16 protein-coding genes are annotated in these 14,580 nt (G+C 45.6%); 11 read left to right on the top strand and 5 right to left on the bottom strand.

All coding sequences use genetic code 11. The annotated features are described in order from the left end of the window. Positions 1-121 precede the first annotated feature (121 nt). From R3D00_22080 to R3D00_22040, 9 genes are all read left to right on the top strand, one after another. Positions 122-835 carry a tetratricopeptide repeat protein gene (locus R3D00_22080; GenBank protein ID MEZ4775886.1) on the top strand — a complete coding sequence of 238 codons (714 nt, stop codon included), beginning with the start codon at positions 122-124 and terminating at the stop codon, positions 833-835. A gap of 239 nt (positions 836-1,074) precedes the next feature. Further along, positions 1,075-1,761 (top strand): succinate dehydrogenase cytochrome b subunit, encoded by a 687-nt coding sequence (locus R3D00_22075; protein ID MEZ4775885.1) that lies wholly within the window; start codon positions 1,075-1,077, stop codon positions 1,759-1,761. Between the two features lie 27 nt (positions 1,762-1,788). Further along, positions 1,789-3,702, top strand: a complete 1,914-nt coding sequence (locus tag R3D00_22070; GenBank protein MEZ4775884.1) for a fumarate reductase/succinate dehydrogenase flavoprotein subunit — start codon at positions 1,789-1,791, stop codon at positions 3,700-3,702. Then, positions 3,702-4,469 carry a succinate dehydrogenase/fumarate reductase iron-sulfur subunit gene (locus R3D00_22065; GenBank protein MEZ4775883.1) on the top strand — a complete coding sequence of 256 codons (768 nt, stop codon included), beginning with the start codon at positions 3,702-3,704 and terminating at the stop codon, positions 4,467-4,469. The genes R3D00_22070 and R3D00_22065 overlap by 1 nt, the downstream gene beginning before the upstream one ends. Positions 4,470-4,561: 92 nt before the next feature. After that, positions 4,562-4,978 carry a hypothetical protein gene (locus R3D00_22060; GenBank protein MEZ4775882.1) on the top strand — a complete coding sequence of 139 codons (417 nt, stop codon included), beginning with the start codon at positions 4,562-4,564 and terminating at the stop codon, positions 4,976-4,978. A gap of 184 nt (positions 4,979-5,162) precedes the next feature. Continuing rightward, on the top strand, positions 5,163-6,080 hold the full coding sequence (locus R3D00_22055; protein ID MEZ4775881.1) for an AraC family transcriptional regulator: 918 nt from the start codon (positions 5,163-5,165) through the stop codon (positions 6,078-6,080). Between the two features lie 132 nt (positions 6,081-6,212). After that, complete coding sequence (locus R3D00_22050) at positions 6,213-6,905, top strand: ABC transporter ATP-binding protein (GenBank protein MEZ4775880.1); 693 nt, start codon at positions 6,213-6,215, stop codon at positions 6,903-6,905. A 171-nt stretch (positions 6,906-7,076) separates the two neighbouring features. After that, positions 7,077-8,642, top strand: a complete 1,566-nt coding sequence (locus R3D00_22045) for an ankyrin repeat domain-containing protein (protein ID MEZ4775879.1) — start codon at positions 7,077-7,079, stop codon at positions 8,640-8,642. A 145-nt stretch (positions 8,643-8,787) separates the two neighbouring features. Beyond that, a complete protein-coding gene (locus tag R3D00_22040) occupies positions 8,788-9,009 on the top strand; it encodes a hypothetical protein (protein ID MEZ4775878.1) in 222 nt (73 codons plus the stop codon). Positions 9,010-9,044: 35 nt separating this feature from the next. On the opposite strand, the gene R3D00_22035 is transcribed toward R3D00_22040, so the two are convergent. Continuing rightward, entirely contained in the window at positions 9,045-9,263 is a 219-nt protein-coding gene (locus tag R3D00_22035; GenBank protein ID MEZ4775877.1) for a hypothetical protein, read from the bottom strand. 106 nt (positions 9,264-9,369) lie between these two features. Continuing rightward, positions 9,370-10,209: an inositol monophosphatase family protein gene (locus R3D00_22030; GenBank protein MEZ4775876.1), complete on the bottom strand. Its 840-nt coding sequence runs from the start codon at positions 10,207-10,209 to the stop codon at positions 9,370-9,372. Between the two features lie 563 nt (positions 10,210-10,772). On the opposite strand from R3D00_22030, the gene R3D00_22025 reads away from it, so the two are divergent. Next, complete coding sequence (locus tag R3D00_22025) at positions 10,773-11,384, top strand: hypothetical protein (GenBank protein ID MEZ4775875.1); 612 nt, start codon at positions 10,773-10,775, stop codon at positions 11,382-11,384. Positions 11,385-11,399: 15 nt separating this feature from the next. Here R3D00_22025 and R3D00_22020 read toward each other — a convergent pair whose 3' ends face one another. Then, the gene (locus tag R3D00_22020) at positions 11,400-12,194 is read right to left on the bottom strand and encodes an amidohydrolase (protein ID MEZ4775874.1); all 795 of its coding nucleotides are present in this window, start codon (positions 12,192-12,194) and stop codon (positions 11,400-11,402) included. 91 nt (positions 12,195-12,285) lie between these two features. On the opposite strand from R3D00_22020, the gene eno reads away from it, so the two are divergent. After that, positions 12,286-13,569 (top strand): phosphopyruvate hydratase, encoded by a 1,284-nt coding sequence (eno, locus tag R3D00_22015; GenBank protein ID MEZ4775873.1) that lies wholly within the window; start codon positions 12,286-12,288, stop codon positions 13,567-13,569. Positions 13,570-13,578: 9 nt separating this feature from the next. Here the strand turns inward: eno and R3D00_22010 are convergent, their stop codons facing one another. Both R3D00_22010 and R3D00_22005 read right to left on the bottom strand, forming a co-directional pair. Next, on the bottom strand, positions 13,579-13,989 hold the full coding sequence (locus R3D00_22010) for a hypothetical protein (protein MEZ4775872.1): 411 nt from the start codon (positions 13,987-13,989) through the stop codon (positions 13,579-13,581). A gap of 75 nt (positions 13,990-14,064) precedes the next feature. Continuing rightward, positions 14,065-14,580, bottom strand: coding sequence for a hypothetical protein (locus R3D00_22005; GenBank protein MEZ4775871.1), 516 nt, complete (start codon positions 14,578-14,580; stop codon positions 14,065-14,067).

Here is a 14,580-nt window from a genome sequence, read left to right as displayed (position 1 = left end):
CGGATCACGGAAGATTTTGCGTTAAATATTACCTCCATATTATATAAGCTACGTTGTGATAAATATAGCTATTCTCTAAATTTACCTTTCAAACCGGATGGACGAAAGAATCAATATTCTCATGAAAATTTTTTGCGCAGTATTTATCTGCCTTTCCCTTTCCTCACTTACCTTCGGTCAAACCGAAAAAGAGCTTTTTAAACGTGGGCTTACCAAAATGGAAGCCCAGGATTTTGAAGGTGCTGAGCTGGATTTTACCCTGGTGTTAAAATTCAATCCCCGCAACGATGCGGCATATTACAACCGCGGCTATACCCGAATGTTGCTGGGCGATAGTCCCGGTGCTATTCAGGATTTCAGCCTCGCCCTCGATATCAATCCCGCCAATCCGGAAGCTTATTACAACCGGGGAAGAGCACGCAACAACCTGGAAGATTACCTTGGTGCGATGCTTGACTTCAATATAGCTCTCAAAGCCAAACCTAAAGAGATCAGATTTTACCGGGCCAGAGCCAAAGCAAAAAGCGGCTTACGCGACTACCGGGGCGCTATCAAAGATCTGGATATGGCTATAAGGTTAAGTAAAGGCAAAAATATGGATCTCGTATTCGAACGTGCCGAAGCCTACATCAACCTGAAAGATTTTATCTCCGCCGTACAGGACCTAGACCGTGTGGTGAAAACCCGCCCCAACGACCCCAGTGCCTATAATGCCCGCGCATCTATCAAACTTCAGGGCGGAGACCTCAACGGCGCCTGCCTGGACTGGAGTAAAGCCGGTGAGCTTGGCGATGTGAATGCCTATAGCATGATCAGGAAACATTGCAATAATTAGCATCACAGGAAATTTTAGCCTGCCCTCCCCTGTTGAGAATGCTGTGAAATATCCATATCCACATGGAGCTCCTGCTCATGACTAATAAATCATAAAAATCACCCAACCATTTCATGGGTTTTTGGTTTTTATTTAGAATGGTTATAGATTGTCTGAAAGCGAAAATCTTGCTTGACTATCGAATCTTACAAGGCTAATTTTGCCCGATTTGTATTAACTTTTATCCTCAAATTCTACCTATGTCAACTGTAGTAAATATTTTTACACATACCATCGGGAGGAAGCTGATCATGGCTCTTACAGGGCTGTTTCTGATTCTCTTCCTCAGCGGTCATGTCGCAGGGAATACCCTTTTATTTAAGGATGACGGAGGTGCAGCATTTAATGTCTACGCCAAGTTCATGACTACCAACGGATTTGTCAAAATCCTTTCTTACACTACTTATCTCAGCGTCATACTTCACGTGATTTATGCGATTGTACTTACCCGTTACAACCGCGCGGCACGGCCTGTTCCCTATGCATACAGCGACCGTAAAGCCAACAGTATGTGGTCTTCCCGCAATATGGGACTCCTGGGTACGATCATCCTGGTTTTCCTGGTGATTCATATGCGTTCCTTCTGGGCTGTCATGCATTTCGGAAGTATCCCTATGGTAGAAATCGACGGCGAAGAGTACAAAAATCTTTATCTCGTTGTGCAGGAAGCATTTCAGCAACTTTGGTATGTTTTGCTTTATGTGGTTGCCATGGCAGGCCTTGCCTATCACCTTTCCCACGGATTCTGGAGTGCTTTCCAAACCTTGGGCCTTGACCACAAAGCCTATACACCGGTCATAAAAACCGCAGGACTGGCTTTTGCCATAGGCGTGCCCCTGATTTTTGCCGCCATGCCGGTATTTATGTATATCAAATTTGCACTATAATTAAGATTTATCACGACATCCTATATTATGAAGCTGGACGCAAAAATACCTGAAGGGCCCATTGAGAAAAAATGGTCCGATCATAAATTTAAAATCAAGCTGGTAAACCCTGCCAATAAGCGGAAGTACGATATTATTGTCGTAGGTACCGGACTGGCAGGTGCTTCGGCCAGTGCTTCGCTTGCGGAACTGGGCTACAATGTGAAAGCTTTCTGCTTTCAGGATAGTCCTCGCCGTGCACACAGTATTGCCGCCCAGGGGGGTATCAATGCAGCCAAAAATTACCGCAACGACGGAGACAGTGTGTTTCGACTTTTTTACGATACCGTCAAAGGCGGAGACTACCGCAGCCGGGAAGCCAACGTCTATCGACTCGCTGAAGTCAGTGTCAATATCATCGACCAGGCTGTAGCACAGGGCGTACCCTTTGCCCGCGAATACGGTGGGCTACTCGACAACCGCTCCTTCGGCGGAGCACAGGTCTCCCGCACATTCTACGCCCGCGGCCAGACCGGTCAGCAGTTGTTGCTCGGTGCATACAGTGCTCTGAGTCGTCAGGTTGCCAACAAAAAAGTAGAACTTCACACCCGCGAAGAAATGCTCGATGTGGTGTTGGTCAACGGCCAGGCGCGCGGTATCGTTACCCGCGATCTGATTACCGGGAAAATCCAATCACACAGCGCACATGCCGTTGTACTGGCTACGGGGGGGTACGGCAACGTTTTCTACCTCTCTACCAATGCGATGGGCTCCAATGTAACCGCTGCATGGCGCGCTCATAAACGCGGGGCACTGTTTGCCAACCCATGTTATACCCAGATTCACCCGACCTGTATTCCGGTCTCCGGCCACTACCAGTCAAAACTGACCCTCATGTCCGAGTCACTCAGAAATGATGGTCGTGTGTGGGTTCCGAAAAAAGCTGGCGACAAGCGCCGTGCATCAGATATTCCGGAATCAGAAAGAGATTATTATCTCGAAAGAAAATACCCTTCTTTTGGGAACCTGGTACCAAGAGACGTGGCTTCCCGCAATGCAAAGGAAGTTTGCGACGAAGGCCGGGGGGTAGGTACTTCCGGGCTTGCCGTTTATCTCGACTTCGCCGATGCGATCAAGCGGGATGGAAAAGAGGTGATCTCCGAAAAGTATGGAAACCTGTTTGATATGTACAAACAGATTACCGGTGAAAATCCTTACGAAATGCCGATGATGATTTATCCTGCGGTACACTATACCATGGGAGGATTGTGGGTCGACTATAATCTGATGACTACTGTGCCAGGCCTGTACGCTACAGGTGAGTGCAACTTCTCTGACCACGGTGCCAACCGCCTTGGCGCAAGTGCACTGATGCAGGGACTGGCTGATGGCTATTTTGTATTGCCCTACACCATAGGAGACTATCTGGCAAAAGTGCCCTATGAAAAAATCCCTGTCGATCACGATGCCTTTAAAGCGATTGAAAACGGTGTCAAAGAAAACATCCGGAAAATCATGGCCATGAATGGCACGAAAACCGTAGATGAATATCACCGCGAACTGGGAAAAATCATGTGGGACTATTGCGGAATGTCCCGCAATGCCCAGGGACTGCAAAAAGCCCGCGAGTTGGTAAAAAACCTGCGCGCAGAGTTCTGGTCAAATCTGAAAATGATTGGTACCAATGACGAGCTTAACAGCACCCTGGAAAAAGCCCTTCGGGTTGCAGATTTCCTCGAGCTTGGCGAACTCATGATCGTTGACGCCCTCAACCGCAATGAATCCTGTGGCGGCCACTTCCGCGAAGAATACCAAACGGAAGAAGGAGAAGCGCTTCGCAATGATGACGAATACGCCTATGTCGCCGCATGGGAGTATGCAGGTGAAAATCAGGACGAAAACCTGCATAAAGAACCGCTGCAATTTGAAAATGTCAAACTCACCCAAAGAAGTTATAAATAATGGATCTTACCCTGAAAATATGGCGCCAGAAAGATGGTAAAAGTTCTGGCACACTTAAACCTTACCAGGTGTCGGGAATCTCTCCAGACACTTCCTTTCTGGAAATGCTCGACGTACTCAATGAGGATCTGCTCAAAAAAGGAGAAGATCCCGTGCATTTCGACCACGACTGCCGTGAAGGTATCTGCGGAATGTGCAGTTTGTACATCAATGGACGCCCACACGGCCCGCAAAAAGGTGTAACGACCTGCCAGCTCCACATGCGCAGTTTCAAAGACGGCGAGACGATTGTCATCGAGCCCTGGCGTGCCAAACCATTCCCTGTAGTCAAAGACCTGGTCGTAGACAGATCTGCTTTTGATCGAATCATACAGGCGGGTGGTTATGTGTCTGTAGATACCGGTGGTGTGCCTGACGCAAACCTCATCCCCATCCCCAAAGATGTGGCCGCAGAAGCATTTGATGGCGCAGCCTGCATCGGTTGCGGTGCCTGCGTAGCTGCCTGTAAAAATGCATCTGCCATGCTGTTTGTATCTGCCAAAGTATCTCAACTTTCACTCCTTCCACAGGGACAGGTAGAAAGAAAAGAACGGGTAGAAAAAATGGTGGCGCAAATGGATGAAGAAGGGTTTGGCTCTTGTACCAATACTCGTGCATGCGAAGCTGAATGTCCAAAAGAAATCAGCGTAAGCCATATTGCCCGCATGAATCGCGAATATCTCAATGCCAAGTTTACCGCTTCCGATTCCTTCGCCGGCAAAAAATAACCCGTATTTTCTCATCCCAGAAATATAACCCCGGTTCTGCCGGGGTTTTTCATTTCCACTCTTTACATTAAATTGCAACCAAAATAAAATATATGCTTTCCGAACGAACCACTCTTCCCTTTACCATCGACAATGTCTATGCTGGGTTTGCCAAAGTCTCCGGTATCCTGAGCGTGGTTCGGGATCACCTTATCCTCGAATTTCAGGTCAGCGATGTCATTGGAGGCATCGTCAAAGGAAGACCCAAGGAAATTCGCATTCCCCTACGATCTGTCGAGCAGGTAGTCTTCAAAAAAAATTGGTTTGTCGCCAATTTTTATGTCCGCGTATATCGTATGACTGACCTCCAGGATATCCCCAACAATCAGGCAGGGGAAGTCAAACTAAGCATCACCCGGAAAAATCGCGAGCGCGCCATCCAACTGGCCTCTTCCATTAACCTGCGTCTTTCTGAGTTGAGAATCGAAATGTTGGATGACGATTTTCATACAGATCTTTTGGAAAATTAGCAATAATACAAGTGTTTCATGTGTACGATTTCGTACACCTCATGTTCAGATGCGAACAAAGCAAAAGTGTGTAATCAATACAACTAATTGAATTTGAGCATATTGGGTATGGTATGCTAATTGGTTTTAATTCTATACACAACTCTGGCGGGAAAATAGGGTATCACTCCAAATTCATACTCATATGCTTAACCCATCCGCTACGTATTCCTACATCGATGAGAATCACGACTCGTCAGTTTTTCCGGAAAATGAAAACAAAATCATTTATTCCCGGATCAAAAAAATTGAACGTAAGTCTGTGAACAAGGGGATTTCCGTGAAATTTGTTGTTCACGGCGAAGAATTTTACCGTGTAGATCAGTTTCCCTATCATGTACGGACAGGGGAATATCTGCTGGTAAATGACCGGAGAGACATTCAATGCAACCTTGAGTCGGAATCTCCGGTGGAAGGGCTTTGCGTTTACCTCAACAAAGATCTGATCAGGGAAGTTTACCGCGACCTGAGAGCTTCCCGGCGCATACCGCTCGATATTCCGATGTTTGATGTTTCGGGGCGAATGGAAATCTGTGAACACGTATATAAAGCCAGGGGCAATGAATTGGGCAACTATCTGATCGAGCTTTCAGCCCGTATCCGCCAGTCTCCCAATCGTCAGCTTCAGGATCTTGACGATATTATCCGCACGCTGGCAGAAAAGCTGATTCGCTCTCAGTTACGCGTTTTTGAGCAGTTGGAAAGACTTTCCAGCACCAAATTGTCGACAAAAAAAGAATTATATCGCCGCCTGTGCATGGCCCGAACCCATATTCACAGCAACCTCAATGACCCGCTCGATCTGGATACACTTGCACAGGTAGCATGTCTCTCAAAATTTCATTTTATCCGTTTATTTAAAGAAGTTTTTGACCAGACACCGCGCCAATACCTCATCACACGCCGTCTCGAAGCAGCCAGCTCCCTGCTGGTAAATTCTTCCAAAAGTTTCCACGAAATCTGCCAGGAAGTCGGCCTCAAAGACAGCAGCTCATTTGGGAGATTGTTTAAGCGAAGTTTTGGCGCTACGCCGCATATTTATCGCCGTATTCACGCGGGATAGCAGCCTGGGGTGAAAATATTTTAAGAGAAAATGCAACCTCTGTCAAGCTTTTCACATCTATTAGTGTGAGTACTCCCAGTTTTTGCATACACACACTTGAACGCCGGTTTTTTCACCCCAACATCAACCTATATGATTCAGCTCACTCAACTCTCCCGTGTGTACCAAACCGACGAAATTGAAACCACCGCTGTCAATCAACTCTCGCTGAACATTGACAAAGGATCCTTCCTCTCCATTATGGGGCCCTCTGGATGTGGCAAATCCACTCTGCTCAACATTATAGGACTGATAGACAGCCCTACCTCCGGAAATTATTATTTTATGAAAGAGGAAGTGGCGCGATATAGCGAAAGGAAACGCGCGGTATTTCGCAAAAAACATATCGGTTTTGTTTTTCAAAGTTTTAACCTGATCGACGAGTTGACCGTTTTTCAAAATGTGGAATTGCCCCTCGTTTATTCTCAAACTCCGGTACGTGAAAGAAAAAAAATGGTGGAAGAGGTGCTCGAAAAAATGAATATGATACATCGTCAGCGGCATTATCCTCAACAACTTTCAGGCGGGCAACAACAACGCGTGGCAGTAGCACGTGCAATCGTCAATCGCCCCGAATTAATCCTTGCCGATGAGCCTACCGGCAACCTCGATACTGCCAATGGCAATGATGTCATGCGTATTCTTTCAGACCTCCATCAGGAAGGAACTACAATTGTGATGGTAACCCATTCGCACGCATGTGCGGATTACAGCGACAGAGTCATTCATCTGCTCGATGGGAAAATCCTGGCAGAAAACAGCACAAGCAGGAATATCAGAGCATAATTATTTCCCTATTTCCATTCATAGCCCGAATACATCCGGACATGACGGTATTTTTTCCATTTCCCCTGATCAGAAGGAATAAAGGAAAGTTATATCGTACTTTTAGTAAGCTCTCCAGATTATGCCTTTTCCAATCAATTTGTTGTATCTGAATTGGAAAAATCGTTGGCTATGAATCATGCTTTTTACACCTTTCTTGCGCAGGAGCTTTCTGCCCTCAATGCGCGGATCCATACTTTTCTGGGATCCGCCCCTTCTGAATCCGAAACCAGGCTGTTGCTTGCCTCCCATTTTCGGTTGATACTCCAGCGGTATCTTCCGGAATCAATGGCTGTTGGCTATGGATGGGTAAATTCCGAAAATGGCAGTACAGCTATTTGGGATGTCATCATTTACAAAAGAAATGCGCTTCTTTTCCACAGGGAAGGCAATTTTATTGCCGTAAATCCCGACGACGTTATCCGTAAACTGCGGATTCGTACGACCGTGGGAAATGCTCAAAATCATTCAGACATCGACCCGGCAATTGTATTCGGAGAAAATTTTATCCCGGAAGCTATTTTGCCTGGCAAAGAAAAAATTTCTGCTCATGATGCAGACAAAGTGCTTGCGACCTACTTATCAGGAATTTTTGAAAATACGGAACCCGTGGCAGAATTGGCACCGGTATTCTTCACCCCAGAACCAGAGAAACACACAGCTGAAACTCAGGAAGTGAAAACATCGGCAGAAGTGGCCATTGCGCAGGAAGAAGTGCCATTACCGGAAGAAATAAAAGTGGTGGAAACAGAAAAAGAAGAAATCATACAGGAAAAAGTACCGGAAATCATACAACCAGCCATTGTACAGGAGGAAAACATCAGGATCATAGATGAGCCTCAAAAATTGGAGGAGCCCCAGGAATTGAATGAGCCTGAAGAATTGAATGAGCCTGAAGAATTGGAGAAGCCCCAGGAATTGGTTATTCCGGTGAAAAGACCACATCGCCAGACCATACACAGGCACCGGGCCAATCAGAGGGAAAATGGAAACCATTCTCATCCAAAATTGATCAGAACAAGTGCAGAAGACCAGGGAAATACCCCACTTCACGAAGCAGTACTTGAAAATGACCTGCGGAAGACCGAAGAGATTTTGGCAGCAGGGGAAATAAATATAGAAGCTAAAAACCATACGGGACAAACGCCTCTTCACCTGGCCTCGAAGCAAAACTTTGCGGAAATGGTGGAGCTGCTGATCATCAATGGGGCAGATGTAAATTCAAGAAGTTATGTTTATGATTCGCCCCTTCACCTGGCAGCCATAGAAAACCATGTGGAAATCGCAGAAATTCTGATCGAAAACGGAGCGGAAGTAGAAGTACGAAATAACCGGGCGCACACGCCGCTACACAAAGCCGCAATTCATGGCAGTACAGAAGTGGCAGAAATTCTCATAAAAAACTATGCAGATCTTCATGCACGGATGGAAAAAGATATGCAGCCGCTTCATCTCGCGGCCTGGTATGGGCAGGGAGAAGTTGCCCGGTTGTTGATTGAATATGGCGCCGAGCTTAATGCCACCAATTCAGATGGAAACACGGCCCTCCACTTTGCGGCATTTAATGGACAGGTAAAAGTAATCAAGGTATTGATCAATAATAGTGCAGACCCATTGGTTACCAATAAGTCCGGCGAAACTTATCTCCAGAGTATTAATGAAGGTTACAGAGGGGAAATGATCAAAGTGCTGGAGTAATTTGTGTATTTATTCATAGCCGAAAGCGGAGTTCTTAACGAATTTCCGCTTTTTTTTGTACGAAAATGTAGATGCCCGGGAGAAAAAATACCCGCAGTTTTAGGGTGTTAAAACAAAATACAACTAATCCCCTAAAAATTGTATTATGGCATCTATTATATCTTTTCAGGTAATCAACAAAGACGGAAGCCCTGTTCCGAGTCAACAAGTGATCATCCGCACATTAGGTGATATGCAGTTTGGCATTACAGATTACCAGGGTTTCGTATCCATCCCCACCCGAGATGATTCGGGAAATATCATAATCCAGGGAAAAACGAGACACTGCGGTTATCTGTTAGATTTATCTCAAATTATTTTGAACTAAATCATACAGGAAAAAGTAAAGCGTACCACAAAGGCTTAACGATGATATTCCCTGAGGTATGCTTCAGCCTCTTCATAATCTGAAAAAACCGGGTACATATCCAGATCCTCAGGCGTTGTGAACATTTCAGGCCAGAACAAAAAACGGTTCCCCAGGGTAAATGTACTTCGTATTACACTGTCGGGTTCGATGTTTGGGTCGATCTTGTACACAATATCTCCTTCCTCCGGAAGGTGGTTCCCATTAAATCTCATATTTGCCTTAATAGTTAAAAGTACGTCTGTATTCTAAGTTAAGATTATATTATACTATACAGGTCACACAGATTTATTATTTTATTAAAAAATTCATTTTCCAGTTCTAAATCTTCTTTCGCCCTCTGCGGCTTACGCGCCTGATGATCCAGTGTAATTCCCTGCGAAATTTTTCCAGATGCTCTGGTGGACAGACCAGATAGCCAAAACCAACAAAATTGCCCGGATACCGAAGCATTACCTCTTCACCGGTAAGGTGAGAAAAGTGATAGCCCAATTCTTCGAGGATCGCTTTTCCCGGGGCCCAGTCCCAGGGAGAAACAACCCGGTTGAGTGCAATGATGGCATCTATTTTCCCAAGGGCAAAATCAATTGTTTTAGAACCAATACTACCTGTTGGAACAATATTCTCAGCTTTTACCCCCATTAACGAATACATTTTCCGATGCGTTTGGGTCATATACGTGCGGTGATGCCCAAAACGCAGACTCAACCAGGGTTTTTTCCCTATGGAAACCAACTTTTCTATCTGTCCGGCTTCCTCCAGCCATACGCCTTCCCCCTTCAGGGAGTACACCATCAGATCCCGCAAAGGGTCATAAATCAACCCGATATTCAATTGATCAAAATTTTCATAGTAGGCACATTGAAAGGTAAAACCCGGGCGTTTGATCGAATAAGAATACGTGCCGTCAAGTTCATCTACAATAAAACCCGTTCTTTTCGGGTAGAGTAATTTACCGCTGGTCTCTTCCGTCAGCAAAGCACTGTCGGGATATACATCAAGGATGCTTCGACAGACGATCTGGCTGATTTCCAAATCTACGGAAGTGACAATCGTGTTGTCAGGTTTCTGAAATACAGCCACGTCCCGTTCCCAGGAAGCCATCATGACTGCCCCCGCCTTTTTTGCAATATCTTTCAGAAAATCGAGCTTCTCTCTCATAGAATCATCCGGTTCAATTTTTTAATTTACGGAATATTCTTCCGGTTGATACTGATTCACTCCAGAATGGTTCAGATTTAGGTATAAACAGAAAAACCCCCTGCCTGAAGGCAAGGGGTCAAAACACAAACAAAAACACAACCCAAATTAACCTAATCCTAATATTTCACGATCACATTACGATATATAATCTCCTTTTCATGGATCTCAATTATTGTTATTGCTTATCCCACTCCCTTTCTTCCTCTGTTTGATAATGCTAATCTCAGGCGTTTTATTCGGATTTCGAAATACCTTTTGGTCAAAAATTCACCTGTGTAATATTATCTGCACTTAATTACCATTTTCCAAAATAACCACTCCCAAAATTATCTAAATCAATGTTATACCCCTGTACTTTAGCCCCATATACCTGTTATTTGCCTGCGTCAGAAAAAACAGAAAAAATATTTTCCATATTTTCGTTGTAAGGTTTTGTCCCGGTAAAAAAAATCGCGCTTCTTTTTACCGGGTTTTAGTACTGTTCTTGCATTTCAAACATGGTTTGCTGTAATTTCCTGCCTATGGAAAGGGATACCAAACTTACCCGACAGGAGCTTTCAGTATTCAAAGACCTGACGTTTATGCCGCTTAAGGCCAAAGTGTGGGAAAAAATCGAGGCGCTCCTCAACCAGCTCCGGAGACAACTCAGTCAATGTCTGCTCACATCTACCTGGGATTTTTCAAAAACCCTCTTCCCTTCGGAGGGGAAAATTGCACGGGGGGAAAACTACCACACGTATGCCTACCGGGTACTCGATCACCCTGCCATTTTCGACCGGGATCACTTTTTCACCTTTCGCACGGTTATCCTTTGGGGAAGACCCGTCGGATTTCATCTGATCCTCAGTGGCAGGTATAAAGATCAGTTTCAACCCATTTTCCTGGCAGCAGCAAATTCTTTTTCCGATGATTTTCTGATATCAGCACAAAGCGACCCCTGGATTTGGGAACCCCAGTCTGACCAACAATTTCGGGTATCGGCAACCACTGAAGATCAGCTGAAAACTATTCTTTCAGCGCGGGCATTCCTCAAGCTCAGTGTGTATCTGCCATTGGAAGCGTACGAACAAATTCCCTCCCAGGGTGTGGCCGTCTGGCAGCAGATAGAAAAGATATTTTCAGCAGGTAAATGAGAGGATTACATGTGATTACATGTACAGATCAAACTCATCCGCATCCTGCCATACGGGGAAAACCTTACGCCAGTCAGTCAGCACTTTCCGATCCAGCGTAGCGGTAAGGATCGTTTCTTCCCCGGCGTTGAAAGCCAGCACTTCGCCATGCGGATCGACAATCATCGAATGCCCCGGATACTCCAGTCCATTGGCGTCTGTACCAATACGGTTGACACCAATCACGTAGGACTGGTTTTCGATGGCACGGGCTTTCAGGAGCGTTTCCCAGTGGCCGATTCGTTTGCCGGGCCAGTTGGCTACATAAGTCAGAATATCGTGGCGCAGTTCGCCGTTAAGTTGAGCACGGTTGCGGCTCCATACAGGAAACCGGAGGTCATAGCAAATGAGGGGAACTATTTTCCACCCTTTATATTCGTACCAGACCCATTCTTCACCTTTTTCATAGGCATCATTCTCGCCGGCAAGGCGAAAGAGGTGGCGCTTATTGTACTCCAACTGAATTTCTTCCTCATCGACAAAGAGAAAGCGGTTGAAAAAACTTTTTCCCTCTCTGACGACAAGACTTCCACCGACCAGCGCATGATATTTGTGGGCAATTTTCATCATCCACTCCATGGTAGTGCCTTCCACATCCTCAGCTACCTGCTGAGGTTTCATGGTAAAACCAGAGGTAAACATCTCCGGTAGCAATATAAGATCAGGCTGCTCTTTGCAGGTTTTGAGCAGTTGTTCAATCCGTTCACGGTTGGCTGCCGGATTATGCCATACCAGATCCAATTGCAATGCGGCAATCTTAATTGATTCCATAGGTAAACAACTTGGGAAAAGCATAAAAATCAACGGCAAAATACCGATTTTTTTTTACCTTCGCGCCGTATCTTGAAACCAATTATTAATTATGAGCTATATCGCAGACATTACCGGAAGAGAAATCCTTGACTCCCGGGGAAACCCCACCGTAGAAGTGGAGGTACTTACTTCTGCCGGAACCATCGGACGTGCTGCCGTGCCTTCAGGCGCTAGCACAGGTACCCACGAAGCCGTGGAGCTTCGCGATGGTGGAGACCGCTACGTTGGTAAAGGCGTTTTACAGGCCGTACAAAATGTGAATGAAATTATCGCTCCTGAACTGGAAGGAATGATGGTGTTTGATCAGGCAGAAATTGACAATCTGCTTATCAATCTGGATGGAACCCACAATAAAGGTAAACTTGGTGCCAACGCAATTCTCGGCGTATCTCTCGCTGTTGCAAGAGCTGCCAGCGAAACCGTAGGCCTTCCTTTTTATCGTTATGTAGGCGGGGTAAACGCGCGTTACCTGCCCGTACCGATGATGAACATCCTCAACGGAGGAAGTCATGCAGACAACTCTGTGGATATTCAGGAGTTTATGATCATGCCGGTGAATGCCGAAAATTTCAGCGAAGCCCTCCGCATGGGTGCAGAAACTTTCCATTCACTCAAAAGCGTACTGAAAAAACGTGGACTTAGCACCAACGTAGGTGACGAAGGTGGTTTTGCACCTAACCTGCCTTCCAATGAAGCTGCCCTCCAGATCATCATGGAATCCATCGAAAAAGCTGGCTACCGCCCGGGTGAAGATATCTTCATCTCTATCGACGCCGCCAGCTCCGAATTCTATGATGCTGAAAAAGGAAAATACGTTTTCCGTTTCTCTTCAGGCGACGAACTCACTTCTTCCGAAATGGTCAGCTTCTGGAAAGACTGGTGTGGCAAATACCCTATCGTGTCTATCGAAGACGGTCTTGCAGAAGAAGACTGGAAAGGCTGGAAAGAACTTACCGACACGCTCGGAAGCCGCATTCAGCTGGTAGGTGATGACTTGTTTGTAACCAATGTGGACTTCCTCAGCCGCGGTATCCGCGAAGGTGTAGCCAACTCTATCCTGGTAAAAGTAAACCAGATCGGCTCACTGACCGAAACTATCGAAGCCGTACAGCTGGCTACCCGCCACAGCTATACCAACATCATCAGCCACCGCAGTGGAGAAACCGAAGATACGACCATCGCTGACCTCGCCGTAGCGCTGGGTTCCGGTCAGATCAAAACCGGCTCTATCTCCCGCAGTGACCGGATCGCTAAATACAACCAGCTTCTCCGCATCGAAGAAGAACTGGGCGAAGCCGCAGTTTATGCAGGACCAAGATTCCGGTTTGTGTAAAGAAGACTTTTAGTCATATAAAGAAGCCCGCGATAGTATGTTGCGGGCTTTTGTTTTTTGGGGTGTTGGCTGTTGGCTGTTAGCTGTTGGGTTTTGGGTGTTGGGTTTTGGGTTTTGGGTTTTGGGTTTTGGCTGTTGGGTTTTGGGTTTTGGCTGTTGGGTGTTGGGTTTTGGGTTGATCGCTAGGTCTCCCGGTCCAAACTGCGGTGCTGAATCGCCTCGGCGATATGTTGCGGCAGCTTTCCTGATTTCTTTGGAGGAGATATCGGGGTAAAATACAGAAAGGAATGTCTGAATCTCGAATGGTTTGACAACATGGAACAGCTCAATGAAAAATTGCAACAGTGGTGGATGACTTACCATTCCATCCACCCTCACAACTCCATCGGATACAAAACTCCCGATGAGATCGGACAACATTTAAGGCAGAATTTTTACTTTTGATCTGTTGCGGCTTTGGGGGAGAGGACAATGGAAGAGGATAACTCTCAAGGTCTACTCCGATTCTAGTTGAGGAAACCACTTTCTAAAAATTATTGAGTCATCTACAATTAGAAGAGCTTCAACATTGCCAAAACGATACTTGCTTAGACATTCCTTCCTAATGTATTGAAAATAATCATCTAGCGATTTATTTTTGTTATGGCTAATTAGACTGATTGTAGCAAATGTAACAGATCCTTCTTGACTAGAAGATAATAAATAATCTAAGGTGGGATTGGCTTCATAAAGAAAGCTATCAATACATAAATCCTTGAAATATATCCCTTGCTGAATAATTTCCCCATCAAATCCATAAGTTTTCCACCCTCCACTTGGTCTACCTTTCGAATAGGTCATTTCTGAACGAAGAACTCCATTTGCGTAATGAGAAACCACCACCCCATCAACCAGAGTGTTTTCGGGAGATTGAAACAACTTCCCATCCTGGTAATATGTTGAATTGCTATCAATGAGCCTATTGCAAGAAACAAGGAATAATATTCCGATAATAAATCGATTTTTTTTCAT

Source organism: Bacteroidia bacterium, from assembly GCA_041391665.1.
Taxonomy (GTDB): domain Bacteria; phylum Bacteroidota; class Bacteroidia; order J057; family J057; genus JAGQVA01.
This window is presented reverse-complemented; position numbering and strand designations above follow the sequence as displayed.